Below are 26412 nucleotides of genomic sequence, written 5' to 3'. Positions count from 1 at the left end.
AAAGCGGAAGCCCATTTAGAGTGCTTCCGCTTTTGCTTTTATTTTTCAACCTTTTCCATTCTTACATTTGGCTTTTCTTCGATTACACCAACTGCAATATCATCGGTGATGTGTATTTGACAAGTCTTTCCTTTGGTAGTGATAAATTTAAAAATCCCATTATTGAAGTCTGTACCGATTTCTTTATAGAAGATACCTTCGTATAAATTATCCTTCGATCTTGTGAATCCAAGGCGATATTTTTCACCATCTTTTTTAAGAAAAGCGCGTACTCCTTTTTCAAATGAAGTATCTACATCACTTTTCAAAGAACGGTCAACGGACACAATGTGAATATCTACAAAAGTTAATTCTTTAAGCAAAGAATTAACAAATGAGCCTTTTGTGATTTCTTCCCAACGATTCTGCGGGCTCTGACCAATAATGATTTGTGTAATGTTGTGGTTATGAGCAATTTCAGAAATTGCTTTTACCGTTGGGCGCCTTTCACTATCCCGAAGAATAAATTCGTCAACATCCAACTCATCACACAATTCTCTCCAGCGTTCAATATAACCCGATTTCTCCGCATCGAATTCATCGTAAGGGAGTGGATCAATTGTTAGAACAAACATCGGGCAATCCATAATCTGAGATAGTTTATGGCCTCGTTTGATTAAGCGCTCGCCATTAGGACCATAGTATACACAGACTAATATTTTCTCATCCATTCGACCTTTAATTTTTCTCATGATGGCAAATTCACCTCTTAACCATATTTATCCCATTAGTATTTTTCTCTATCTTCTCTGATGAAACTGTATCATTTTAACATGTATTTCATGTTTCGTGAACCCCCTTTTGGAAATTCAATGAGAACTTAATCATTCGACAGTAAAAAACGTATAATACCAACTTTTATGAAAAATTTATAAATCGGAAAATCTATAATAAAGTTGTGATAAACAGGGTATATAATAACTGAACTTAAAAATCTTTTTTTAAAAATAAGTTGTGAAAAATGCATGATTGTTTAATTTATTGTATACTTAATTAATGTAAAAGTTTTACCGCTTTGTAACTGGCTGTAAGACTCCCGCTCTAAAAAAGAGGAGAAGTATTCTTTCTGGCGGGAAGCCCAACACAGTAACGGCCCGATTGGTCCAACCAAATATTCAGCGGGGATGAAAAGACCCCCCCAATGAATGAGGTCACATTATCCACAGCTTTATGCTACTTGAATCTGTAACTCTCACTATACAGAGCATATATACGACCTATTAAACATCCTACACATTACACAATGTTATATGTTGCCTCTTATTATCATACGCGCAACTTTTTAAGTCAAGGAATCATAAAAAAGCAAAAAAATATATTGGGAATAGTGTGTTTTTACTATATAAGTATTATCTTTTCCTGTCATTATATCCCTGTCTAAATATATACGGGATGATTTTCGAATGGAGGTTTGATTTTGATAGCGTTAAACATAGCAATATTCATCCCCTTTTTAGCGGCGGTTTTTGTCGCACTTCTATATAGAAAAGGATCGAGACTTCACATTGGTGTACTTCCAATGATTGTAGCTGCAGGATTATTTATCTTTCTATTAAGTTTTATTCCTCAAATCGCAAACGGTGAGACTTTTTTATATACTTTGTCATGGATTCCAGCGTATGACATTGGTTTTACCACATACTTGGATGGGCTGAGTCTTATTTTAGCCTTGCTGATTACTGGTATTGGAACACTTGTTATATTGTATTCCATCTATTATTTATCTGACAATGAACAATTAGGCAACTTCTATACCTATTTAATGTTATTTATGGGAGCTATGCTCGGTGTTGTATTATCGGATAATATGATGGTGCTTTATGTCTTTTGGGAATTGACAAGTATTTCTTCCTTCCTCCTGATTGCTTTCTGGTATCAGCGTAAAAGGTCAAGGGAAGGTGCACAAAAATCATTGCTCATTACAGTGAGCGGTGGCTTTGCCATGCTCATTGGTTTTATTATGTTATATGTTATGACAGGCACAATGAGTGTGCGTGAAGTGATTGTCACGATTCCTGAGTTTACTGAACATGGTTTGTTTGTACCTGCAATGATCATGGTTTTGCTTGGTGCATTTACGAAGTCTGCACAATTTCCTTTCCATATTTGGCTGCCGGATGCGATGGAAGCTCCGACACCAATCAGTGCCTATTTGCACTCTGCAACAATGGTTAAAGCCGGAATTTATCTTGTTGCCCGTTTTACACCAGTGTTTGGCGGTGAGGGTGTCTGGTTCTGGATGGTAACTGGAGTCGGCATATTCACACTATTCTGGGGTTCATTCCAGGCAGTTCGTCAAACAGACTTGAAAGCACTCCTTGCATATTCTACTATCAGTCAGCTGGGAATGATTATGAGTATGTTTGGGATGGGCTCAGCAGCTCTTTACTTGGGGCATTCAACGGAGTCCGTATTCTATACGCAAGCAACCTTTGCGGCAATATTCCACCTTATCAACCATTCTACGTTTAAGGGTGCATTGTTTATGGTTGTTGGTATTGTTGACCATGAGGTTGGCACACGTGATTTAAGAAGGCTGGGGGGACTAGCCACCTTCATGCCGATTACATTTACAATTTCAATGATTGGCAGCTTTTCAATGGCGGGATTGCCGCCGTTTAATGGCTTCCTGAGTAAGGAAATGTTTTTCAATGCGGCCGTTGATATTACAAATCTCGGACTGTTCCATGCAGATACAATTGGTAATCTGATCCCTGTTATTGCATGGGTTGCGAGTACATTTACCTTTATTTACAGTCTGATTATTGTCTTCCAGACCTTCTTGGGTCCATACAAGGAAGACAGGCTGGAGCATCCGGCAAATGAGCCGCCAATTGGAATGCTTATTTCTCCTGTAATATTGGGGAGTTTAGTTCTTTTAATTTTCTTCTTCCCGAATATAATTGGAGATTATATTATTACACCTGCAATGGCAAGTGTTTTTCCGGATCTTGCTGCAACAGCTGATTTAGGTGTCAATATATCTTATTGGCATGGATGGATGGACACTGCACTGCATATGACAATAGGTGTTGTTGTAGTTGGGGTATTGCTTTATTCCTTCCCGCGTTTCTGGAAATGGATTTATGCATTATTCCCATTAAATTGGTCATTTAATACAGTTTATAATTTTACTTTAGAAAAAAGTGAAGATATTTCAAATTTCATTACGGGTAAATATATGACAGGGTTTTTACGTAATTATATGGTATATATTTATGCCTTCTTTATTCTTGTCGTAGGTGGATCCTTCTTCCTGACTGGAGCATTTGATTTCAAGATATCAGGAAATGCCCCTATTTCAAGTTTTGAGTGGATTATTGTCATCACCTTAATCGTTGCAGCTGTTTCGATTCTGTTTGCTAAATCCCGATTAACGGCAATTTTGCTCAATAGTGTAATTGGCTATGGAGTTGCGTTATTTTTCGTTGTTTTCCGTGCACCAGATTTAGCACTAACACAGACAGTTGTTGAAACAGTTACAACCGTGCTGTTCTTAGTTGCTTATTACTTCTTGCCTGAGTGGCAGAAGGAATCAGGAACAAGAAAAGTGGATATGACTAAACTGCTTATTTCTATAGGAGTTGGTGCTACTTTTACAGTAGTGGCATTAGCTGTTCAAAATAATCGTTTATTTGATCGTATCTCTACTTACTTTGAGAATTCCTATGAGCTTGCTGGCGGTAAAAACATTGTTAACGCAATATTGAGTGACTTTCGTGGCTTCGATACAATGCTCGAAGTAGTTGTACTCCTCATCGCTGGAATTGGCGTGTATTCAATTATCAAGCTCAAGGTTGGAAAGCGAGGGGAAAAGCTTGAAGATCAATAACATTATTTTGCGAACAGTCGCGAAAATTGTCGTATTCATTATTTTAACTTTGGCTGTTTATCTGTTCTTTGCAGGCCATAACAGTCCAGGGGGCGGATTTATTGGTGGACTAGTCCTTGCATCTGCCTTTGTGTTGCTCTTTATTGTTTATGATATGGATACGATTCGGAAGGCAATTCCCCTGGACTTTAAGAAAGTCGCCGCTTTTGGTGCATTTTTAGCAGTTGGGACAGGGTTTGGTGCGTTTATCTTTGACGTGCCTTTCTTAAGTCAGACCTTTGCTCATTTTGATTTTCCCTTCTTTGGGGCAGTAGAGCTCACAACGGTCACTATTTTTGAAGCAGGAGTTGCTTTGGTCGTAGTCGGCGTTGTTATTACAATTATTTTAAGTATTAGTGAGGATGTGTAGCAGATGGAAACGTTAATAACCATCCTAACAGGTGTGTTAGTCACCGTTGCAACCTATTTAATATTATCGAAAAGTGTGCTCCGTGTGATTTTAGGGACGGCAATTCTTTCGCATGCTGCACATTTAATGATTATGACAATGGGCGGCTTGAAGAATGGTCAGGTTCCGATTCTTGGTGATGAAAGTGGCGGCAGCTATGTAGACCCGCTGCCACAAGCTTTAATTTTAACATCTATTGTTATTAGTTTTGCTGTGACAGCACTAGTGTTAGTGCTTGCATATAGAACGTACCAAACACTGGGAACAGATAACCTCGAGGAATTGCGAGGTAATCGATATGAATAATATGATTGTACTGCCAATGGTTCTGCCGATAATGATTGGTATATTATTAATCTTTTTTAGATCCCACATCAAGACACAGCGTGTTATCAGTGTGTTAGGGATGCTTGCTAACATTGGGGTCGCAGCCTATCTTCTTGCTAGAATTCAATCAGAGGGAATTCTTCGACTTGATTTTGGCGGATGGGATCCTCCATTCGGAATTTTATTTGTTGCAGATTCTTTCTCTGTCATTCTCGTATTAACGGCAAGTATTGTTACGCTGGTGTGTTTAATTTATGCTTTTTCTTCTATTGGTGAGAAAATAGAAAATATGTTTTTCTATTCCTTTGTTAATTTCCTGATTGCAGGTGTTAACGGCTCATTCTTAACTGGAGATATATTTAACCTTTATGTAAACTTTGAAATTATGCTGCTCGCATCTTACGTGCTGATTGTTCTCGGCGGAAGAAAAATTCAGCTGCGTGAGTCTTTAAAGTATGTCGTGATTAATGTCATTTCATCCTGGTTCTTCCTTGTAGGGATTGCATATTTATATGGTCAGATTGGAACATTGAATATGGCGCATCTTTCACAGCTGATTAGTGAGTCTGGACAGACACCGCTTTTAACTGTAACCAGTTTAGTGTTTCTTACAGTGTTTGCTCTTAAATCTGGCTTGCTGCTATACTTTTGGCTTCCTGGTTCATATAGTGCTCCGCCGACTGCAGTTGCAGCCTTATTTGGAGGGCTGCTGACAAAGGTTGGTATTTATGCGATGTTCCGTATGTTTACTTTAATCTTTTATCATGAACCGCAGATTACACATACAGCAATTGGCATTTTAGCAGGCCTTACTTTAATAGGCGGCAGTATTGGTGCAATTGCTTATAAAAATATCCAGCAGATTGTTTCATATAACGTAATTATCGCTGTTGGTTTTATCTTGATTGGTCTTGCTGTGATGACTCCAGAAGCAATTGAGGGGTCTATTTATTACTTAATGCATGATATGATCGCTAAGACATTGCTTTTCTTACTTGCAGGAACAATGCTTACAGTGACTGGTGAGAAAAGATTTGACTTTATGAGCGGATTAATCCGGAACTATCCTGCTTTCGGCTGGATATTCTTTATTGTTATGCTATCTCTTGCTGGTGTACCGCCATTAAGTGGATTTATCGGCAAGATGTTAGTTGGACAAGGAGCAGTAGAAGCTGGTTCTTACATTCTATTAGCACTTGCCTTCATCTCTAGTATTTTTGTCCTTTATTCGCTCTTGCGTATCTTCCTGAATAGTTTTTGGGGAGAAACGATTATTAGTTTTGAAGATGAAATGCCAATGAAAAAAGGCTGGATGACATCTTTTGTTATTTTAACAGCTGCCATGTTTGTTTTAGGTCTAGGTGCCGAGTTCTTTGCACCATATGTAATGGATGCAGCGAATACCTTATTAAATCCAGAAATTTATATTGATGCAGTCTTAAACAAGTAAAGAAATTTTTGATACAGGAAGAAAAGCTGTAAATTAGCTAAAAGGAAGTGACTTCAGGATGCCGGGACAATTTTTTCTAAATATATTTATCGCTTTACTTTGGACATTAATAAGTGACGAGCCAGAGCTCAGCTTTACGACCTTCGTCGCTGGTTATATTGTGGGAATCGGTATCGTTTTCCTGATGCACCGATTTTTTGGGGAACGTTTTTATCTGGCACGTCCTTATGCATTCTTCAAGCTTATTCTCATTTTTATTCGGGAGCTGTTTTCTTCCAGTATTCTCGTTCTATCACAAATATTAAGTCCAAAAGTCAATTATCAGCCAGGTATATTTAAGTATGAGACACAAATGCGGGGAGAATGGGAAATAACCGCAATCTCGCTGTTGCTTACTTTGACACCTGGTTCGGTAGTGATGGAGGTTACGCCTGAAGAGGATTATTTGTACATTCATGCAATGGATGTAGAAGATTCCAAGGAGATGCTATTGAAGTCGCTGCACAGCTTTGAAAAAGCAATTATGGAGGTGACGCGTTAATGATAGAGACAATGCTTATGATATCATTAATAATCTTTGGAGTTGCAATTGCAATTACCTTAATCCGTGTAGTTATTGGTCCAAGCTTGCCTGACCGTGTAATCTCACTGGATATGATTGGGGTTCAGATTGTTTCTTCATTAGCGATTATTTCAATAATCCTTAAAACACAAGCATTTTTAGAGGTAATTCTTGTTTTGGCGATCCTGGCGTTTATCAGTACGATTGCGTTCTCAAAACATATCGAGAGAGGTGTTATCATTGAACGTAAGCGTGATAGCTGAGTATATTGGTGTATTTTTAATATTCATCGGATCACTTATGGCGCTTGTTAGTGCAATTGGATTGATTCGATTTCAAGATGTTTATACCCGTTCCCATGCAGCAACAAAAAGTTCTACACTTGGGGTGTTGCTGACATTAACCGGTGCACTTATCTATATATTAGCCGTTAATGGGTATTTCAGTGTTCGGCTGGTCTTAGGGATTATCTTTGTTTTTCTTACTGCACCAATATCTGGCCACTTAATTACCAGAGCTGCTTATCGAAGTAAAGTAAAACTGGCTGATATTTCGGTACAGGATGATTTGAAGGAAGTCATCCATGGGAAAGAGAAAGAGCTTAAGGAAGATAACTCAAACTAAATGAAAAAAGGATAGAGGCAACAGTTATAGCTTAAACTGTCTCTATCCTTTTATTTATTTTATCTTTCCGGGCGAGAAGACGCCATCCTCAGTCGAAACAGGGTGGAGATGAATCGCCTCCCGAACAGGGATAATTTCAGCTGTCTCAATTGTTCAACTGTCTATAATTTTCTGCTGCCTGTTCTATTGTTAGTGAGATATAATCAGAACGAATATTCCTGTTAACAAGTACGCTCTGTTCCGAAGAACCCCCCACTTCAATCAGAGTGCAATGTCGATAAGTGGGGGGAGTTCAAGGTTTAGTCAAATAGCTCTGAAACTATTTCATAGGAACGTAAACGGTCTTCCAGATGGAAAATTTGTGAACTGATAATAATCTCATCTGCTTTTGTTCTTTCTTGGAAAGCGATTAAGGCTTTCTTTACGGTTTCATGATCGCCGACAATCGTTGTTCTTGGATCAAGTGATTCTAAAACAGCAGCTTTCTCCATTGGCGACCAGATTGCATCCATACTGTCAATTGGCGGCTGCAATTTTCTTGGCTTGCCACGGCGGAGATAGAGCATCTGCATATAATGTGATGTCGCAAGTTTTTCCGCTTCTTCCATCGTATCGGCTGCAATCACATTGACTCCAACCATTGCATAAGGTTTTTCCAAAGCAGCTGAAGGCTTAAAGTTTTCACGGTACAGATTTAATGCTGGAACAGTATATGCGGGTGCAAAGTGACTGGCAAAGGAGAAATATAGTCCTTTTTCAGCTGCAAGTCTTGCACTAAAGTCACTCGAGCCCAGCAGCCAGATTGGGATATCAAGTCCTTTTCCTGGTACTGCTTGAACACGGGAGATGGGATCTGCTGAGAAATAATCCTGTAATTCACTTACTTGCATTGGAAACTCTTCAGGCCCAGCATGAAGTGTACGTCTCAGAGCGTATGCTGTAGCTTGGTCTGTCCCAGGAGCACGGCCTAAGCCAAGATCGATTCTGCCGGGAAAAAGTGATTCCAGTGTACCGAACTGTTCTGCAATAACAAGTGTTGCATGGTTTGGCAGCATGACTCCGCCAGAACCTACACGCATATGCTTGGTATTGCCAGCGATATGCCCAATTAAAACGGAGGTTGCTGAACTGGCGATGCCTGGCATATTATGATGCTCGGCCAGCCAGTAGCGATGAAAGCCCCATTTCTCTACATGCTGGGCGAGTGCTACACTCTCTTTAAAGGATTGTTCAGCTGTCGCTCCTTCCTGGATTGGTGCCAGGTCCAACACGGACAACGGTATACCATTAAATTTATTTATTTGATTATTGCTCAAGTAAAGCACACTCCTTTATAAATTCCTTATTCAACTTCCGCACAGAAAACATTCATTCATTCGTCTCGATGCTCATGCTAACCAAGAGGTATATAAACAGCTTGTCCCTGGAAGTATGAATCATTCCAGTATAGAGCTGATTTATAGTGAAACTTCAATCAGTTGGGGCAAAGGCAATGTGATCGGCAGTTAGTGCGAAAGCAGAATTCCTTATAATAAAGGATAAAGCTTTTGCAGATTGCAGTCCAATAGAAGGATTCAAGGCAATCACAATTGCTACAAAAACGCCATAATTTCCATTTGCTACATTGCTTGCAATAAAGTAAGATAAAAATAGAGGATTTAAGAAATGAGGGTATCACATGTCAAAGACATCCATTTATGGATTAACGTATAATGAATTAGAGGATTGGTTAACCGAGAACGGGGAGAAACGTTTCCGTGCCAATCAAGTATGGGATTGGATTTATAAGAAACGCATTAATCATTTTGACGAAATGCTGAATGTGAATCAATCAACAATTGAGCTGCTTGAAGAACATTTCGTAATTCATACACTGGAAGAAGAGATAAAGCAGGAATCAAAGGACGGCACAATAAAATATTTATTTAAATTAGCAGATGGAAACTTAATTGAGACAGTATTAATGCGATTTAATTATGGGTTATCTGTTTGTGTAACGACGCAGGTTGGCTGTAATATTGGCTGTTCTTTCTGTGCAAGCGGACTGCTCAGTAAAAACCGGGATTTATCAAGCGGTGAGATTGTTGAGCAAATTATGAACGTGCAGAAGCATTTAGATGAAAAGGGGAATGGTGAGCGTGTAAGCCACATTGTCGTAATGGGGATTGGTGAGCCATTTGACAACTTTAAAAATCTGATGAGCTTCTTGCATGTAATGAATGATGAGAATGGCTTAAATATTGGTGCTCGTCATATTACGGTCTCAACAAGTGGACTGGCACATAAAATTTATGAGTTTGCAGATACTGGCATCCAAGTGAATCTGGCAATTTCAATTCATGCACCAAATAATGAGCTTAGAACACAGATTATGAAAATTAACAAAGCCTTCCCGCTGGAAAAATTAATGAAGGCTGTCGATTATTATTTAGAAAAGACCAATCGACGCATTACTTATGAATACATTATGTTAAGAGATGTTAATGATCATAAGAAGGAAGCATTAGAACTTGCTAAGTTGCTTTATAATCACCGTCATTTGGCGTATGTGAACCTTATACCTTACAACTCCGTTGATGAACATATTCAATATAAACGAAGTGAAACCGAAGCTATAGAGGCGTTTCACCAAACATTGAAGGCGAATGGCATCAACTCTGGCGTGCGCTGGGAAAATGGAGCAGATATTGATGCTGCGTGCGGACAATTAAGAAGTAAGCAAATTGAGAAAGTGAAGAAAAAAAGAGCAATCTAAATGACAGGAAAGCCTCCATTAGGCAATAGAAGCTGATGGAGGCTTTTTAAAAATAAACGGAAGAAAGGGTAAAAGCGATGAAACAGTTTCAAACACTTTATGAAAGTAAAAAAATGACTGCCGGACAAATTGCGGAAAAAGTTGAGTCATATTGGGTCTGCGCTTCAGATATTGGTCTTTCCCTTCCTCCAGCAATTACAGAAGCATTGGATGAGTATGTGAAAGAGAATAATTTACAAGGTATTGCTTATCATACAATGTTAGAATGGTTCCCGCTCGGTGTCTACAATGAGAAATATAAGAAACATTATAAAGGGGTTTCCTGGTTTTCAAGCGGTTTTGCGCGAAAAGCAGTAAATCAGGGATTTGCAGACGTTATGCCATCATATTTTCATGATATCCCATCAATGATAGAAGGGCATGCTGAAATTGATGCTTTATTTATCTGTGTTGCTCCAATGGATGACGCGGGCTATTTTAGTACAGGAGCCTCTGCATCATTGAGTGAAGCATTGTTAAAGAGGGCAAGGCGGATCTACATAGAAGTGAATGAAAATATGCCACGCTCGGTAACAGGTCCGGCAGTCCATATCTCAAAAGTGGATGGATTATGTGAAAATCATATGCAGCTCCCAGACTTGCCTCGTCCCGAAATAGACAACATCAGTAAGCAGATTGCTGCATATATTGCGGATGAAATTCCGAACGGTGCTGTCATTCAATTTGGAATAGGGGCTATCCCCGATGCAGTTGGTCTGGCACTGCAAGAGAAGACAGATCTTGGCATCCATACGGAGATGTTTACAGAGAGCATGATTGATTTAATTGAAAGCGGTGCCGTCACCAATAAAATGAAACCGCTTCATACGGGGAAAACAGTAGCTTCTTTTGCATTTGGTTCGAAGCGGGTTTATGATTATATACATAATAATTCTGATGTAAAAATGCTGCCGGTTCAGCATATTAATGATCCAAACATCATTAGAAACATGCCAAATTTCATGTCCATTAACTCTGCAATTGAAATCGACTTCTTTGGTCAAGTTTGTGCTGAATCAATTGGGACAGCGCACTTTTCCGGAACAGGAGGACAGGTGGATTTCGTTCGGGGGGCAGTCCAATCTGAAGGAGGAAAGAGTTTTCTTGCTTTTCCTTTAACAGCTAAAGGTGGTACAGTGAGCAGAATCAAATCGATATTAAGTCCAGGAGCAATTGTTACAACGAGCAAAAATGATGTGGACTATATTGTCACAGAATATGGTATTGCCAAGCTCCGTGGAAAGACAATAGGTGAACGAACAAAAGCATTAATTGATATTGCGCATCCGAAATTCAGGGAAGAATTAGTGGCGCAAGCAAAGGAAAGAAATATTCTAATTTAAGAAGCAGCGGGATTCCATTTTCCCGGCTGCTTTTCTTTTAATGAAACCGTGCAGATACTGGAAATGCACGATAGCCGTTTTTTGAGATTACTTGGTTTTTTCCTCTATTTTTTGCGATGTTCAATAATTCGTCTGCTTGAACATAGCCCTTTTTTATATCTATATCTTCCGCGGTCTTGAAATAATACAATCCAAAAGAAGCAGTACAATTAATCTCAATTTGCTTACCACGGTATTCTGCTTTTGTTTTGGAATGCTGAATTTCGTTTTGAATCTTATCTACTAACCGTTTACAAGCAGCATAATCTCTCTTCCGCAGAAGTATTGTGAATTCTTCTCCGCCGCTGCGGAATAAATAATCATCCGCATGTATCAAACGTTTTAGATTAGCCGCAAAGTGCTGGATGACATGATCTCCGACAGTGTGATTATACGTATCATTAATTCGTTTAAACGTATCGATATCACAAACAACAATTCCTAGTTCTTCGCCTGATTCATCCAAATCTTTCATTATTTTATTCATATATGTCCGGTTATGAACCTTTGTCAAAAAGTCTGTATATGCCATTTGTTCAAAACGGTCTCTTTCAATCTTATGCTGCATGCTTTGAGACTTTAGTACAGCGGAATGACTGAAAATGTAATTTAGCAGAAATAAAGCTATCATTAGTTCCCAGTCACTATTCATAATAAAGATAAATAAAAGTCCGTTAGTAATTGCCTTTTGCAGTGACTCCAGTTTGCTTCTTTCTCTGATAAACTCCAAACTGTCCTTTCTTGTCTTAATATCGCCAACAATATATAGCACAACAAGCAAGAAAAGCGAAGACAGCAAATCGATTAGAAAAACAATTAAAATAATCAGCAGCCAATAACCAAAGAGCGGCAGACTTTCAAAATAAGGGATAAGCATATAGTAAAGATAAAAACCAATGGAATGCAGGATGACAGGTGCCCCAATATTATAGAATGTATGTAAAAATTCATCTTCATCTGCTGTATCTGTTTTCTTGCGGTACAGAAAAACATAGAAGCGATTAATCAATTCAAAAAGGAAAAGACCTAAAGGACCAGCAAAGAGGCCAAAAGAAAGCCCATAGGACACACTATAATCAACATTTACTTTACCGGTTTTCACAATGGTTTTCAGATGGGAATAAAGTGTGGTGAACAACAAATAGATAACGAGTATTTTTGCGTATAAGCTGATATCGACTTGAATTGGACCAGAAAGAACTGCGATAGCCAATGAAATAATGAAAATAGAAATGATATAAATTTTTAAACGGTTAACCATTAAAGTAAACCTCCATTTTTCCCGCTAAAAGAAATGAATGCATTTAAATGGGTAAAAATCCCTATTACGTATTAATCATAACATACATTTCGGGAAAATAAAATGAGAATTTAATAAAAATTAAGTTAGTTTAAAAACCTTTGCTAAAGATGCAGGGGATATAGAGCAGGGGTGTTTATCTAAGGGGACGAGTCCGATTGACAGACCGTGAAAAAAAGGGCAACGAGGAAGCATTTCACACACTGTATGACAGCTATGTGGATGATGCGATGCAGACTGCCTATGCAATTAGAAAGAGTAATCGTGTTGCTGCCGATATCGTGCAGGAAACGTTTATAAAGGTTTATCGTAATATTGAAAGCTTTGTTTTAAAGAAACCATTTAAACCATGGTTTTATCGCATCTTAATTAATGAAAGCAGGCGATTTTTTAAAAGGCGTGACGACTTCGCCTGGACGGTGATGAGTATTCGGAATACCAAAGTAGTCAGGAATGTGAAAAAATTCTATCTTTAATGAATAATCTGTGATACAATCGCTTTTATACATAAACGCTTTAACGCGTTAAAACTACAGGGGGGATAAAATGAAGAAGCTGGTAGTATTCATTATTACAATTGGCATGCTTGTGCTGGCAGCATGTGGCACAAGTGATTCAGATTCAGATACGGGAGAAAATGCAAATAGCGATAGCGATGAAAAGGTTTATAAAGTAGGGGCAACACAAATTGTAGAACATCCATCCCTTGACGCAGCATATGAAGGTTTCCAAGAAGCGCTGAAAGAGGCTGGTTTAAATGTGGAATATGACTTTCAAAGTGCGCAAAGTGATCAAAATAATGTAAAGCCCATCTCAGATGGCTTTGTAGCAGATGATGTTGATCTTATATTTGCTAACTCTACAGCTAGTGCGCTTGGCGCTTTGCAGGCAACAGGCGAAATTCCGATTGTATTTACTTCGGTGACGGATGCAGTCGATGCCAAGCTTGTACCATCCATGGAGGAGCCGGGCGGCAATATTACTGGTGTTGTTGACCTTCATCCGAAGGCAATTCAATCTACAGTTCAATTTATTGTAGATTATTTCCCAGATGCAAGCGTTGGAATGGTTTATAATGCAGGCGAACAGAATTCTGTGCGTCAAGTCGATACAGTGAAAGAAGCAGCAGAAGGCACTGGACTTACAATCGAAGAACGTACAGTGGCCAATACTGCTGAGGTGCAGCAGGCTGCAACGACATTAGCAGGTGATGTTGATGTCTTTTATATTATTACAGATAACACCGTTGTTTCGGCATTAGACAGTGTAATTGGCGTTGCAAATGATCAGGATATTCCCTTGATTGTTGGTGAGCCGGATTCACTCGCAAAAGGAGGATTTGCAACTTTCGGGATTGATTATAAAACGATTGGCTATCGTACAGGTGAGATAGCAGCAGAAATTCTTGCAGGTGATAAATCTCCAAGTGATTTCCCTGTGGAGTACCCGACGGAAATTCAGCTTTTCATTAATAAGCAGGGAGCGGAAGAGCAAGGCGTGGAATGGAATACAGACTGGGATGAATCAGCACAATTTATAGACTAAGAAAAATAAAGATAAGTCGTGCTTTATAGCGACTTATCTTACCTATTTAGCAGAGTACAGCAGGGGGATTACTAATTATGTTTATTTCGATGTTTGGTGCTGTAGAATCGGGTGTTATTTACGCGATTATGGCACTTGGCGTATATCTGACATTTCGTGTGTTGGACTTTCCGGATTTGACAGTGGATGGAAGTTTCGTAACTGGTGCTGCTGTTGCCGCACTTTCAATTATTAATGGTGTTCCGCCAATCCTAGCAACAATCCTAGCGGGTATTGCAGGTTTTATTGCGGGCACCATTACAGGATTACTGCATACGAAGGGAAAAGTGAATGCTCTTCTGGCTGGGATTCTGATGATGACCGCACTTTATTCGATTAATTTAAGAATTCTTGGTCAGCCAACCCTGTCTATGCATATTGAAACAACAGCTTTTGATCAATTAGGCAGCGTATGGGCTGCAACAGGAATTGATTCACTTCTTAATAACCTTTTAAGTATGACTGGTCTCGACCGCTTTCCAAGCACGTGGGGCATCTTGGTTTTCATGCTTATTCTGACAATTATTATTAAGCTTTTTACAGATTACTTTCTAAAGACAGAGGTTGGGCTCGCTATCCGAGCAATTGGTGACAATAAACGAATGATCCGCAGCCTGTCTGCAAATACAGATAATTTAACGATTCTGGGGGTTGGAATCTCAAATGGACTCGTTGCTTTATCTGGTGGCTTGATTGCACAATTAGGCGGATTCGCTGACGTTGGCATGGGAATCGGAATGATTGTAATTGGACTTGCCTCTGTCATTATTGGTGAAGCTTTATTTGGCACGAAAACAATTGCGAGAGCTACGCTTGCAGTTATTGGCGGCGCAATTATTTATCGGATCATTGTTACGTTAGCCTTGCGTGTTGGTTTTCTCGAGACAGGGGATATGAAGCTGATTACAGCAGTCATCGTAATTATCGCCCTTATCTCTCCAAAAATCTTACAAGCACAGCGGGAAAAGAAACGCCGTCTGGAAAAACGGGCAGCGTTAAGTCATCGCCAGGCAGGAGGAATGTAAATGCTTGAGATTAAAGATATATCAATCATTTTTAATGAAGGCACGGTAGATGAGAAGAAAGCATTGAATCATATCAATTTACATTTGGAGACAGGCGACTTTGTTACGGTCATTGGAAGTAATGGAGCGGGGAAGTCAACGTTGATGAACGTAATTGCCGGTCATTTATTTCCTGATGTAGGGGACGTGATGATTAATGGCAAACAGGTTGCCCACTTGCCCGAATATAAGCGTTCCAGATTTATTGGCCGTGTATTTCAGGACCCGATGGCAGGAACAGCTCCTTCTATGACAATAGAAGAAAATCTGGCTATGGCGTATTCGCGAAACAAGAAGCGCAGATTGACGTTTGGTGTAAATAAGAACCGGCGTGCGATGTTTCGTGATTATTTGACCACATTAAATCTAGGACTCGAAGATCGCTTAACAGCAAAGGTTGGACTTTTATCCGGTGGGGAAAGACAGGCACTGTCTCTGCTTATGACAACTTTTACGAACCCGGATATACTTCTATTGGATGAGCATACAGCAGCGCTTGATCCATCGCGTGCTGAACTAATAACAGAGCTTACAAAAGATGTCGTATCAAAGGCAGGACTTACCACATTAATGGTTACACATAATATGCAGCAGGCACTTGATCTTGGAAATCGCATCATTATGATGGATAAAGGTCAGATTATCTTTGAAGCAAGCGGTGCAGCAAAGCAAAAATTAACAGTAAAGGATCTGCTTAATGAATTCCAGCGTATCCGTGGAGAGCAATTTGAAGATGACCGGGCAGTATTGGGGTAGGCAGCGGTTCTGAAAGACCTTACTGCATACTGAAGTTTATACATACAGTTAAATGTATGAAAGTTGTCATATTCTTTTTTTCTCTAACCTGCTCCTCATGCTAAAATGAAGGAGTAAATGGACAGAAGGAGAGAAATAAATGATGAAAAAGCTGAAGTTTATTTTCCTTGTAATAGTAGGTTTCGCACTGCTCACCGCTTGTAATGCAGCAGATGAAACTGCAGATATCGAACAATTAGTACATGAATATAGTGTGGGCAGTTTTGAGGACGTTTCTGCATCCATTACATCAAGTGAGTTGATTGTAACAGACAGTAATAAGGAGCAGACAACGTATGACCTTCCAAAAGATAAATTTTTCTTGTCCATAGCCCCTTATCTGGAGCAGACACACCCATGTGAAATTCATAGTTTAACTGGCTGTCAAGGTGAGATGGTTGAAGAAAAGTTTGCTGTAGAGATTGTTGACAGCGAAGGAAAGATTGTTATGAATGAAACGATGGAAACAATGAAAAATGGTTTTATTGATTTATGGCTGCCAAGGAACGATGAGTATCATGTAAAAGTAAACCATGACGGTAAAACTGCTGAGGCAGTGCTTTCAACATATGATGGGGATCAGACCTGTATAACTACAATGCAGCTTGAAGAAAAGCATGATGTTTAAGACGTATTTAACATTAAAAAAAGTTTGGGACAAAAGAAATATAATTTAATAAAATCCGAACAATACCTTGATTTCGTTCGGATTTTAAGTGAACTCCTGATGCCCTTAATTCAGTACTTAGCATACTCCTCTGGAAAATTGCAGCCCGAATACACTTCGCTTTCCAGGGGCTCATCAGCCGCCTGCGGAAAGCGAAGGGGCAATTGGAATGCGGACCTTCAGCAGGATAATTAAAAAGCAAAACGAACATTACTCTGAATTAAGGTGATCAACATTTTCTATCGACTATGAATCATTTTCCGGTTATAAAAAGTTAACATTTAAAGCTCTTTATTCGATAATGTTCTTCTTTTATTTGGTTGGTATGAGTTATGCCTTGGCCTCACTTTATCTTAAAAAAGAAATAGTGGGTAAGGTCATCCGTCGATGATCTTACCCACTAATCTTAGTATGTTTTTAAGTGCTTAGATTACACCTTGAGCAATCATTGCATCAGCAACTTTTTTAAAGCTGGCGATATTTGCCCCTTGAATTAGATTTGTTGCGTTATAAAATTCATCTACAGAACTTCTGCAGTTTTTATAAATATTTTTCATGATTTCCTGCAGTTTTTCATCTACCTCTTCAAATGACCATTTCAGCCGCATGCTGTTTTGTGCCATTTCCAATTGAGAAACAGCGACACCGCCTGCGTTTGTTGCTTTTGCAGGTCCGAAAAGAATATTATTTTTAAGAAAAACTTCAATTGCTTCAGGAGTGCTTGGCATATTTGCTCCTTCGGCAACGGCTTTTACGCCATTTTTAACGAGCTGTTTTGCACTTTCCTCATCAAGCTCATTCTGTGTAGCACAAGGTAGTGCAACATCGCATGGAACGCTCCAAATTCCAGAGCAATCTTCTTTATAAGTCGTCTCAGGATATTTTTTAAGATAATCTTGAATACGTCCCTTTTCAATTTCTTTTATTTGTTTAACGGTTTCTATGTCGATGCCTTTTTCATTGTAGATATAACCTGAAGAATCACTGCAAGCAACAACTTTGGCACCAAATTCGATTGCTTTTTCCATGGCATAGATGGATACATTTCCAGAACCGGAAACGATAACAGTACTTCGGTTAAGCGGAATTTTATTATCCTTTAACATTTCATTCAGGAAGTATATCGTACCATATCCTGTTGCTTCTTTTCGGGCCAGACTTCCGCCATACTCCTGCCCCTTTCCAGTGAGCACACCAGCTTCATAAGCACCGCGAATGCGTTTATATTGCCCAAACATATAACCAATCTCTCTGGCTCCTACTCCAATATCCCCGGCTGGAATATCAACGTCTGGTCCAATATGCTTCGCGAGCTCTGTCATATAGCTTTGGCAGAAACGCATAATTTCCATGTCTGATTTGCCTTTTGGATCAAAATCAGAACCACCTTTACCACCGCCGATTGGCTGTCCTGTTAGAGCGTTTTTAAAGGTTTGTTCAAAGCCGAGAAACTTTACAATGCTTTGGTTAACTGTCGGGTGAAAACGCAGCCCGCCTTTAAAAGGACCGATTGCACTATTGAATTGAACGCGGTATCCGCGGTTTACTTGGGTTTCCCCGTTATCATCGACCCATGTAACGCGAAATGTTATCACACGCTCTGGTTCAACGATTTGTTTAAGGATTCCCTTTTCAATATAGTGGGGTTCTTTCTCTAAGAGAGGTAAAATCGACTGGAGAAATGCGGCAACTGCCTGATGGAATTCAACTTCATTTGGGTCTCGTTTGACGACGGAATCATAGATTTCGTCTAAATACGCTGAAACATGATTATTAACTAATGTTGTTTGCATAATAATCGTTTACCCTCCTTATTCCTATTGATTCCTTACGTATACAATATATTTCCATTTTAATACTTTCAATTCATCTAAACAATACTAATAATAGATAAAATCAATGCCGTTATGAGATAATGGGTTGGGGGTGGGTGAAAGATGGAGCTCAGACAAATTAAGTATTTCATTGAAGTGGCTAAACGAGAGCACGTAACAGAAGCTGCAAATAATCTGCATGTCGCTCAGTCTGCCGTTAGCAGGCAGATTACGAAACTGGAGGACGAGCTTGGTGTTGATTTGTTTATTCGCGATGGGAGAAGAGTGAGGCTTACACCAATTGGGGAAGTTTTTCTTAAACGGATGGAATATGCTCTTCAGGTTATTGATGACGCTAAACAGGTTATTCATGAATATACAGATCCGGAAAAAGGGACGATTAATATCGGATTTGCAAGCAGTCTTGCGCTTTACATACTTCCTACAATCATCTCTGCATTTCGCAGGGAGTATCCAAGTGTGAATTTTAATTTAGTGCAAGGCAATTATTATGAGCTGAAGGAGCTTGTAAGCAGAGGTAAAGCAAATATGGCACTGCTAGCACCTGTTCCTACAAAAGACAAGCAATTAATAGGGAAGGTATTATCAACAGAGCATATTGTTGCGCTTCTGCCACTAAATCACCCAAGAGCAAAGCAGAAAACGTTAAAGCTTCATCAGCTGCGCACGGAAAACTTTATTATGTTTCCTGAGAATTACATTTTACGAGATATGATTATTCAGGCATGTAAGCAGTTTGGTTTTAGCCCAAATATTACGTTTGAAGGGGCAGATATTGATGCGATAAAGGGATTGGTTTCTGCCGGATTAGGAATCAGCCTGATACCGGAAAGCACCTTAGTAGAGAATCTGCCAAGAGGAACGGTGCGAATACCAGTCACTGAACCAGTTGTTACAAGAACTGTTGGGATTATCATTCCAGAAGGACGCGAGCTTTTACCAACAGAAAAAATTTTTTATGACTTTGTAATTGATTTCTTCAGCAGGATCGAACGATTTCAAAATTAAAGCCTGGGACAATCAGGGTTTGGTCCTTCTTGTCCCAAGTTGTTAGTTTAATTCGTCGAGTGTGATTAGTTCACCGGTTGTGGCGTCGATTGCATAGTCACAGTCAATTTTTCCGCAGAGCTTGTACATGTCTTCGGTTTTGCTGTAAACATAGACAGGTGTGATTTCAACATACTGGAACAGTGTGTTAAATGCTTCAGCTAACGAAAGCTTTGCTTCTTTTGCTTCTTTGAATACTTGGAACGTTTCCAGCAAGGCCACATTATCAACGTGATTTACTGGCTGAAGTGTTGCGGCATCAAGTATGATGGTTATTTTTCGATTAATAACACGTGATTCACCTGCAGCGAGCTTTAACTCAGCAAATAAGTAGCTTGCTTCACGGCGTAAAGAAGTAATCTTCCATTTACCTGAATCCTCAGGTTTAATGGACTGCAGGTAAGCTTTCACGAGTGAGATTGCATTTTGCTGTGTTTCCTCACTGATGTGCTGACTTTCGGCTGGTTGCTTGTTTTCCAATGCTGCTTCGAGTGTTGTTTCTGTACTAATATCAATATCCTGAGCAGGGAATGCTCTTTCTTCAATCGTTTCCCAATGTAATGTTGTTTGTAATGGGGTGTATGAAAAGTCATTCTCAACTTCTTCGAATGCAATAATTCGTTCCCCATCATTTGTAATGAAACAAGCAGAAACCCCATAAACGTTTAACCACTTTTCTTGATCAACGATTGGAATCTCGAACAAGGTGCATTGCTGCTTTACGATATTTTCAGTTTGACTGCTTGTTAAGTTAAATGGTTCCCATCTGATTTTATCTTCCTCGGGAAATGTTCCGTGAATGGAATACTGGCTTAGTTTCCCTTCCTCGTTAAAATCCAATTGAATGTATCCAGAAGGGAATACAGCAATATTATCTGCAGCTGCTCGAAAGCTCAGCTGGGTACCATCATTATTTATTAATTTGAACTGCCGGCCAAATTCCAGTCCGCTTTCTTGTTCAACCCATTCAATTGCTGCTTCGATTTGGTCTGCTTCTGGAAGATTTGCTTCCAGCCGATTGATACCATGAACAAAGACAATATCTTTTAATTGCTTTGTATGAAAATCAAGGTCAATACTGATTGCTCCAGGCGGATTAAAGTCATCACCTTCATCAATAGCTTCTCTCGGGAACCACTCCATATTTAGAATATAAACAGTCTCATTCAAACGATGTTTTTCCTTGAAAAAGTGGTGGCGCTTCAATTCATAATCTGTTAAGTTAAATTTCTCTGACGTGTAAGTTATGAGCTCTTGCAATTTTTCATGCATGATGTTCCCTCCATTTCAACTGATTATCATGAATAGTATATCACTCCTTAATCTAAAGAAAAACATTCTATAGCAGCAGGCTTTTTATCGTGATAAACGGGAGCCAAGTATAACGGCAGGCACATGATAGGAGGAGAAATAATTGAAAACAGGCAGGCTGAATCATGCACCAACTATTGTGAAATACTGCTTTGAAAAATTAACAGGCGCAGGATTTCTGCTTTTTATCATGGCGATTTATATATTGTTTTTAAATCTATTCGAGTTATATGATTTTTCGAAAGCATTTCAGGAAGAATTGCTTTGGTTTGTTGTATTTATTTATGGTGTTTTATCTTCCGTTGTCATCGATTTTTTAACTTTTAAAATTAAAGCTGGTCATTGGTTAAAAATAACCTTTTATATCCTTGCCGGGTATGCAATCTTTTTGTTTTATGGGTTTAATATATTTACTATTATTGCCGGAACTGTTGGTGCGATTGCAGCCTTAGTGTTTTTCTATGGGACAGCATTGCCGGAAAAATCAGCCAGTATTAGTTTGATTATCGCTTTTGTAATTCCAGCAGCAATATTTATGCTATCTCTTATCGATTTCACTGAAAAACAGGGATGGTCAGAGCAGAGGGAAGAGCATATGTTTTCGGCACGTTTTGATTATTTTAATGGAGAGCATGCGATTCCCGTTAAATTGGAAAAGGGAGAGCTAATTGATATTACGATGGATTTCAATAATGTGAATCAGGGTGGACATGGTTTTCATGTGAAAAATGAGGATAATAATTTAGTTGGATTAACTGAAAAATCAGATGGTGTTCTTATAGACGGTTTCCCCGCTTATTTTGCAGTTACTGTCTTATAGAGTTGTTCTCAAAGACAGTTTTTCTCTTATTTTGGAGTTACTGTCTTATAGAGAAGTTCTCAAAGACAGTTTTTCTCTTATTTTGGAGTTACTGTCTTATAGAGAAGTTCTCAAAGACAGTTTTTCCGCTTATCTTGCAGTTACTGTCTTATAGAGTTGTACTTATAGACAGTTTCTCCACTTATCTTGCTCTGACAGGATTAGAGAAGAGTTCTTATCCTCCGTTAAAGAACAATCCTGATTTCTGCGGGCAAAGAGAAAACGTATCAAAGACAAACTTTCAAAATCCAGTTTTGTATTGACTAAGCACAACCTTATTAATGATGGCTTTTCAAATTTCCGGTATCTTTGAGGGAAAGTTATTTTGAATTGAAGTATAGTCAGAAGTTAATTTAAAATCCGAACGAAATTAAGGTATCGTTCGGATTTAAATAAATCATATTTTTTATCTCAGGCGTTTACCTGTAATTATAGTTTAAAAGTTAATTATGAAAATAGTTCATTAATCCATTCGCTACTGCTTCTCCAACCTGCTGCTGGTATTCCGCAGTACGAATAACTGATAAATCGTACGCATTTGTAATGAAGCCAAGCTCCATTAAAATTGCAGGTGCATTTGTATTTCGCAATACTTTATAATTTGCTTGCATCGTACCCCGATTACTTAAAGGGACAGAGGCTGCAAGTGAATTTTGCACATTGGATGCTAGTGCACGACTTGTGTTACTAGCATAAAAAGTATTGATCCCTTGAGCAGATACAACAGGGAATGCATTGTAATGCACGCTAATAAAAGCATGTGTATCGTATGAATTACTAATATGAATCCGTTCATCTAAAGACAGGAAGTAATCTCCGGATCTTGTTTCAATTACATTTGCACCATAAGCGCGCAAAGTACTTGCGACTTGCTTGGCTGTCGAAGTGACCAAATCCTTTTCTTGAACTCCGCCAAGTCCAATGGCTCCTGGATCTCTCCCGCCATGTCCAGCATCGAGAACAATGTTAAAACCGGATAACGAATGGTTTGTAACTTGTTTTGAAGCGGACGCCGTTTTATTATTGGAAACGGTTTGTACATTATGGCTTGTTTCTTCTGTGCTCACGGCATTTGCAGATGTAAGCCAAGAAGCAATCCAGCCGGTGTTTCCATTCGATAATTTAATTTTAGTCCAATCGCCAGAACGCTCTGCAACAGTATAGGTTTCGCCAGAGCTTGTACCTGCAATGATAGGATAATCCAACCCTGGGCCGGAGCGAATATTGACACTGCTGGCATTAACTGTCAGATTGCCGCTGTCTCCTGTATTGTTCGATGTGCTTGTACTTGCTTGAGTACTCACATTACCTGTTGAAACAGGTATTAAATGATGCTTTGCAACCCAGGCTGTTTTTCCAGCATAATATGTTTGTACCCAACCATATTTTTCGTGGAATACAGTGAGTTTGTCCCCTTTATGAAGCAGTCCAACAATTGTTGCTCCACTTGCTGGTTCATCGCGGACGTGAAGCAGCATAGAACTGACTTCATATGTGTCTCCGTTTGCAGCCTTTGCTGTTTCTGCTGGTATAAATATACCGAGCAGTAAGATAATGGCAAGGAAATACCTTAAATGTTTCATATACGCCTCCTCAAAGATGGTAGATTTAAAGTATAGTAACAATCATAATATGAAACGTATTCGGAAACAAGTAGAAATGCAGATAGTTTAATAGAATAACAGAATCTTTAAAATAAACCACATAATTTTGGCTGTATTATGAAAGAAAAATAGCAGTGAACGCATTGATGATGCGTTCACTGCTATTTTAAGATTAGCTCCAAACCTCGCTTGAAATAACGAGCGTAATGCTAAGACCAATGCATAATGCAATAACATACATTAACATGTAATATTACCCCCCACGAGAAATACTTTTTAAATGCTTACTATAATTATAGTATATCTTATTTCAGATAGAAAAGGGAATTTACATTATTATCTGTCAGCTGGGTCAAACGTTCATTACATAGACAAAATTACTTGCGGGATTAAAAGATTATGCTTTAATCCACTTCCAGATTTCCCCAGGTGTTGCATTTTTGCCATACATTAAAATACCTACCTGGAATATCTTGCCTGCAAGTTTTATAAATACTCCTGTACTAATTAATATAATCACAAGCGATATAATAATTTCAATCCATGGCCATGTATCAAGAATGGCGAGACGCAGCAAGAGAACACCTGGAGCCGTGAATGGAATATAGCTGCCAACTTGTGCAATAATTCCTGATGGATCACCAATTACCGGACCGATAAACAGGAATGGCAGGAACGGGAGCATCATTACAAGTCCCTGGAAATTTCCTGCTGTTGAGATATCTTCCATCGTTGCTCCAATCCCCACAAAGATTGCTGCAAACATTAAATAATTTAAAACAGCAATTGCGACATAGAGAGCAGTTTCTGGTACAAATAAGTATTCCAGCAATGGGATATCTGTTTGGAATAAAATAAATGGCACGACGAACAGTAGCAGAACGGCAGTCTGTATTAATCCAAGTACAAAATAGCCGATTATTTTCCCTTGCATCAGCTCGCTTGGAGTAAGGGATGAGAGAATAATCTCTGCAATTTTGTCTTTCTTCTCTTGAGAGGCACTTTGAAATATTGCCATCCCAGTGAAGACAATGGAAATAAAGATAATCCCTGCAAATGCTGCAGGTACAAGTTTAGCTAACAAGTCATCTTCACCAGCTAATTCTTCACCACCTGCTTCTCCAGCAGCCTCTTCATTTGTTATCGCTTCGGCGTCGATTTCCTCAAAATAAACCCCTTGACTGATTGCTAGTGATTGTTCCTCTGTTAAGCCAAGTTCTTCCATCTGAAAGGCAAGAACAGGTCCTTGCATGATTGCTGCTTGGCTGATGAAATAAGGGTCGATTTCCTCACTTGTATAAATAGGAAAAACACCTTCAGTAAGGCCAGCCTGATTGAGAAACAGATAAGCAGTGTTTTCGCTGTCTGTTACTTCATCTGCAATCTCATTTTCAGCTAAATCTGTTTCCAGCAAAGTCCATGGCATTCCGCTTGCACTGACAGTATCCTCCAATTCGGGAAAAACACCGAGCTGGTCATTAATGAACACTGTTATATCTTCGCCGGATTCTTCCGCACTATCTGAATCTCCACCAATCCAATTTCCAATAAATCCAAAAGCAAGAATGATAATAGGAGTTAAGAAGAGTCCAATCAAAAAGGATTTATTTTTTAGATTTCGTTTAATTTCCCACTTTGCTACTTTCATTGAATGACGCATTTATTTCACCTTCTTTCGTCATTAATCGTTTATCTGTTGCGATATCTATAAAAATTTCATGCAGTGAAACCCTGTCAATTGACAGCTCGTTAATCTGAATTCCTTCCGGCAGTTGTCTTAACCAGATGTTTGGTTCCACATCCTTTGTTAAATAGAGGATGGAAACATCACCATCCTGTTCAACATGCTCCACATCAGTAATGTTTTCGAGGCTGGTACGTTCATTCGTACCATGAATTGTACATTTAAAGTTAGCATACTCCGTTTTTACGTCATCTAATGTGCCGTAAATCACCTTTTGTCCGCGCTGAATCATGAATAAACGGTCACACATCTCTTCGACGAGATTCATTTGGTGAGAAGAAAGGAGAATTGCTGTTCCTTGGTTGCGCAGGCTGCGAATCTCTTGTTTGAATAGTTCCTGACTGACAGGATCCAGTCCTGAAAAAGGTTCATCCAAAATGAGTAAATCTGGCTCATGAACGATAGAACCGATAAATTGGACTTTTTGTCCCATTCCTTTAGAAAGCTCTTCAATTGTTACCTTTTCTTTTCCTTCCAAATCAAACTTTTTAAGATAATGCAAAATCCGCTCTTTCGCTTTATCCAGTGGATAGTCCTTTAGGTCTGCGAGATACAGCAGGATATCCATTACTTTCACATTTTTATAAAGTCCGCGTTCCTCTGGAAGATAGCCGATCTTGTTTTTCGGGATTTGATTTCCATCGTGATGATGGAAGGTAATGGACCCCTCATCCGGATATAGAATCCCCATTATATTTCTGATTGTTGTGGACTTACCAGCACCATTTGGGCCTAAAATCGCCATGATTTCTCCTTTATTGACCTCAAAGGAAATATTTTTAAGTACTTGTTTGTCTTTAAAGTACTTATTCAGGCCCTCTACTTTTAATATTGTTTCCATAAAAGTTTTACCCCTCCCTTTTCGAAATGATATGTATAAACTGTACTACGTCTGTTCTCTCGCGAAGTTTCACTTTTTTTAAAGTTTCATACCTCGACATCCTTATCATAAGAATACAAACCCCTCCTGATATTATCATAGTGAATCGCAATTGACCGCATAGATTGTCCTTCAGCGCAGTTGCTGAATGATTAATTAAGAGAACCTCCTGATGGCCCGTTCACACTTCGCTTTCCGCTGGCGTCTGATGAGCAATCAGTACGCTAACGCATATCGCCGTCTCACCGAAGCCTCTCATCCTGC

Annotated in this window: 24 protein-coding genes; 16 read left to right on the top strand and 8 right to left on the bottom strand. The window is 39.1% G+C overall.

The genetic code is table 11. The features are described from left to right. Window positions 1–38 precede the first annotated feature (38 nt). Window positions 39–731: a histidine kinase gene (locus tag NST93_RS13195; RefSeq protein ID WP_405097762.1), complete on the bottom strand. Its 693-nt coding sequence runs from the start codon at window positions 729–731 to the stop codon at window positions 39–41. Between the two features lie 725 nt (window positions 732–1456). On the opposite strand from NST93_RS13195, the gene NST93_RS13190 reads away from it, so the two are divergent. From NST93_RS13190 to NST93_RS13160, 7 genes are read left to right on the top strand one after another with little or no spacing between them, the layout of a single operon-like run. Further along, entirely contained in the window at window positions 1457–3871 is a 2415-nt protein-coding gene (locus tag NST93_RS13190; RefSeq protein WP_405097760.1) for a Na+/H+ antiporter subunit A, read from the top strand. Beyond that, entirely contained in the window at window positions 3858–4280 is a 423-nt protein-coding gene (locus tag NST93_RS13185) for a Na(+)/H(+) antiporter subunit B (protein ID WP_405097758.1), read from the top strand. Before NST93_RS13190 ends, NST93_RS13185 begins: the two co-directional genes overlap by 14 nt. A 3-nt stretch (window positions 4281–4283) precedes the next feature. After that, entirely contained in the window at window positions 4284–4625 is a 342-nt protein-coding gene (locus NST93_RS13180; RefSeq protein ID WP_405097756.1) for a Na(+)/H(+) antiporter subunit C, read from the top strand. Beyond that, window positions 4618–6096: a Na+/H+ antiporter subunit D gene (locus NST93_RS13175; RefSeq protein ID WP_405097754.1), complete on the top strand. Its 1479-nt coding sequence runs from the start codon at window positions 4618–4620 to the stop codon at window positions 6094–6096. Before NST93_RS13180 ends, NST93_RS13175 begins: the two co-directional genes overlap by 8 nt. 58 nt (window positions 6097–6154) lie before the next feature. Next, window positions 6155–6637, top strand: coding sequence for a Na+/H+ antiporter subunit E (locus NST93_RS13170; RefSeq protein WP_405097752.1), 483 nt, complete (start codon window positions 6155–6157; stop codon window positions 6635–6637). Beyond that, the gene (locus NST93_RS13165; RefSeq protein WP_405097750.1) at window positions 6637–6921 is read left to right on the top strand and encodes a Na(+)/H(+) antiporter subunit F1; all 285 of its coding nucleotides are present in this window, start codon (window positions 6637–6639) and stop codon (window positions 6919–6921) included. Before NST93_RS13170 ends, NST93_RS13165 begins: the two co-directional genes overlap by 1 nt. Then, complete coding sequence (locus NST93_RS13160; protein ID WP_405097748.1) at window positions 6899–7282, top strand: Na+/H+ antiporter subunit G; 384 nt, start codon at window positions 6899–6901, stop codon at window positions 7280–7282. Before NST93_RS13165 ends, NST93_RS13160 begins: the two co-directional genes overlap by 23 nt. A 299-nt stretch (window positions 7283–7581) precedes the next feature. Here the strand turns inward: NST93_RS13160 and NST93_RS13155 are convergent, their stop codons facing one another. Continuing rightward, window positions 7582–8598 carry an LLM class flavin-dependent oxidoreductase gene (locus NST93_RS13155; RefSeq protein WP_405097746.1) on the bottom strand — a complete coding sequence of 339 codons (1017 nt, stop codon included), beginning with the start codon at window positions 8596–8598 and terminating at the stop codon, window positions 7582–7584. Window positions 8599–8960: 362 nt separating this feature from the next. Between NST93_RS13155 and rlmN the strand changes: the two genes are divergently transcribed. Together rlmN and NST93_RS13145 are read left to right on the top strand one after the other, a co-directional pair. Then, on the top strand, window positions 8961–10037 hold the full coding sequence (rlmN, locus tag NST93_RS13150) for a 23S rRNA (adenine(2503)-C(2))-methyltransferase RlmN (protein ID WP_405097744.1): 1077 nt from the start codon (window positions 8961–8963) through the stop codon (window positions 10035–10037). A gap of 77 nt (window positions 10038–10114) precedes the next feature. Next, window positions 10115–11419 (top strand): acetyl-CoA hydrolase/transferase family protein, encoded by a 1305-nt coding sequence (locus NST93_RS13145; RefSeq protein WP_405097742.1) that lies wholly within the window; start codon window positions 10115–10117, stop codon window positions 11417–11419. A gap of 37 nt (window positions 11420–11456) precedes the next feature. Here NST93_RS13145 and NST93_RS13140 read toward each other — a convergent pair whose 3' ends face one another. Continuing rightward, window positions 11457–12719: a GGDEF domain-containing protein gene (locus tag NST93_RS13140; protein ID WP_405097740.1), complete on the bottom strand. Its 1263-nt coding sequence runs from the start codon at window positions 12717–12719 to the stop codon at window positions 11457–11459. Between the two features lie 197 nt (window positions 12720–12916). Between NST93_RS13140 and NST93_RS13135 the strand changes: the two genes are divergently transcribed. From NST93_RS13135 to NST93_RS13115, 5 genes are all read left to right on the top strand, one after another. Continuing rightward, entirely contained in the window at window positions 12917–13234 is a 318-nt protein-coding gene (locus NST93_RS13135) for an RNA polymerase sigma factor (RefSeq protein ID WP_405097738.1), read from the top strand. A gap of 70 nt (window positions 13235–13304) precedes the next feature. Then, window positions 13305–14303, top strand: coding sequence for an ABC transporter substrate binding protein (locus NST93_RS13130; protein WP_405097736.1), 999 nt, complete (start codon window positions 13305–13307; stop codon window positions 14301–14303). 77 nt (window positions 14304–14380) lie between these two features. Next, window positions 14381–15367: an ABC transporter permease gene (locus NST93_RS13125; protein WP_405097734.1), complete on the top strand. Its 987-nt coding sequence runs from the start codon at window positions 14381–14383 to the stop codon at window positions 15365–15367. Then, a complete protein-coding gene (locus NST93_RS13120) occupies window positions 15368–16162 on the top strand; it encodes an ABC transporter ATP-binding protein (RefSeq protein WP_405097732.1) in 795 nt (264 codons plus the stop codon). 142 nt (window positions 16163–16304) lie between these two features. After that, window positions 16305–16829 (top strand): CueP family metal-binding protein, encoded by a 525-nt coding sequence (locus NST93_RS13115; RefSeq protein ID WP_405103878.1) that lies wholly within the window; start codon window positions 16305–16307, stop codon window positions 16827–16829. 464 nt (window positions 16830–17293) lie between these two features. On the opposite strand, the gene gdhA is transcribed toward NST93_RS13115, so the two are convergent. Then, window positions 17294–18661, bottom strand: coding sequence for an NADP-specific glutamate dehydrogenase (gene gdhA / locus NST93_RS13110; RefSeq protein WP_405097730.1), 1368 nt, complete (start codon window positions 18659–18661; stop codon window positions 17294–17296). Between the two features lie 144 nt (window positions 18662–18805). Here gdhA and NST93_RS13105 point away from each other — a divergent pair, with 144 nt between their 5' ends. Continuing rightward, window positions 18806–19711: a LysR family transcriptional regulator gene (locus tag NST93_RS13105; RefSeq protein ID WP_405097728.1), complete on the top strand. Its 906-nt coding sequence runs from the start codon at window positions 18806–18808 to the stop codon at window positions 19709–19711. A gap of 42 nt (window positions 19712–19753) precedes the next feature. Here the strand turns inward: NST93_RS13105 and NST93_RS13100 are convergent, their stop codons facing one another. Next, complete coding sequence (locus NST93_RS13100; protein ID WP_405097726.1) at window positions 19754–21022, bottom strand: hypothetical protein; 1269 nt, start codon at window positions 21020–21022, stop codon at window positions 19754–19756. A 142-nt stretch (window positions 21023–21164) separates the two neighbouring features. Here NST93_RS13100 and NST93_RS13095 point away from each other — a divergent pair, with 142 nt between their 5' ends. Further along, complete coding sequence (locus NST93_RS13095) at window positions 21165–21881, top strand: hypothetical protein (protein ID WP_405097724.1); 717 nt, start codon at window positions 21165–21167, stop codon at window positions 21879–21881. A 482-nt stretch (window positions 21882–22363) separates the two neighbouring features. Here the strand turns inward: NST93_RS13095 and NST93_RS13090 are convergent, their stop codons facing one another. The 3 genes from NST93_RS13090 to NST93_RS13080 form a co-directional block, all read right to left on the bottom strand. Further along, window positions 22364–23503 (bottom strand): N-acetylmuramoyl-L-alanine amidase, encoded by a 1140-nt coding sequence (locus NST93_RS13090; protein ID WP_405097722.1) that lies wholly within the window; start codon window positions 23501–23503, stop codon window positions 22364–22366. 418 nt (window positions 23504–23921) lie between these two features. Beyond that, window positions 23922–25184 carry an ABC transporter permease gene (locus tag NST93_RS13085; protein ID WP_405097720.1) on the bottom strand — a complete coding sequence of 421 codons (1263 nt, stop codon included), beginning with the start codon at window positions 25182–25184 and terminating at the stop codon, window positions 23922–23924. Continuing rightward, on the bottom strand, window positions 25147–26109 hold the full coding sequence (locus NST93_RS13080) for an ABC transporter ATP-binding protein (protein ID WP_405097718.1): 963 nt from the start codon (window positions 26107–26109) through the stop codon (window positions 25147–25149). Before NST93_RS13080 ends, NST93_RS13085 begins: the two co-directional genes overlap by 38 nt. Window positions 26110–26412: the final 303 nt, after the last annotated feature.

The organism is Oceanobacillus sp. FSL H7-0719 (genome assembly GCF_045040795.1).
GTDB lineage: Bacteria > Bacillota > Bacilli > Bacillales > Amphibacillaceae > Oceanobacillus.
Note: the sequence above shows the minus strand (reverse complement) of the source record. Positions and strands in the feature narration are given on the sequence as shown.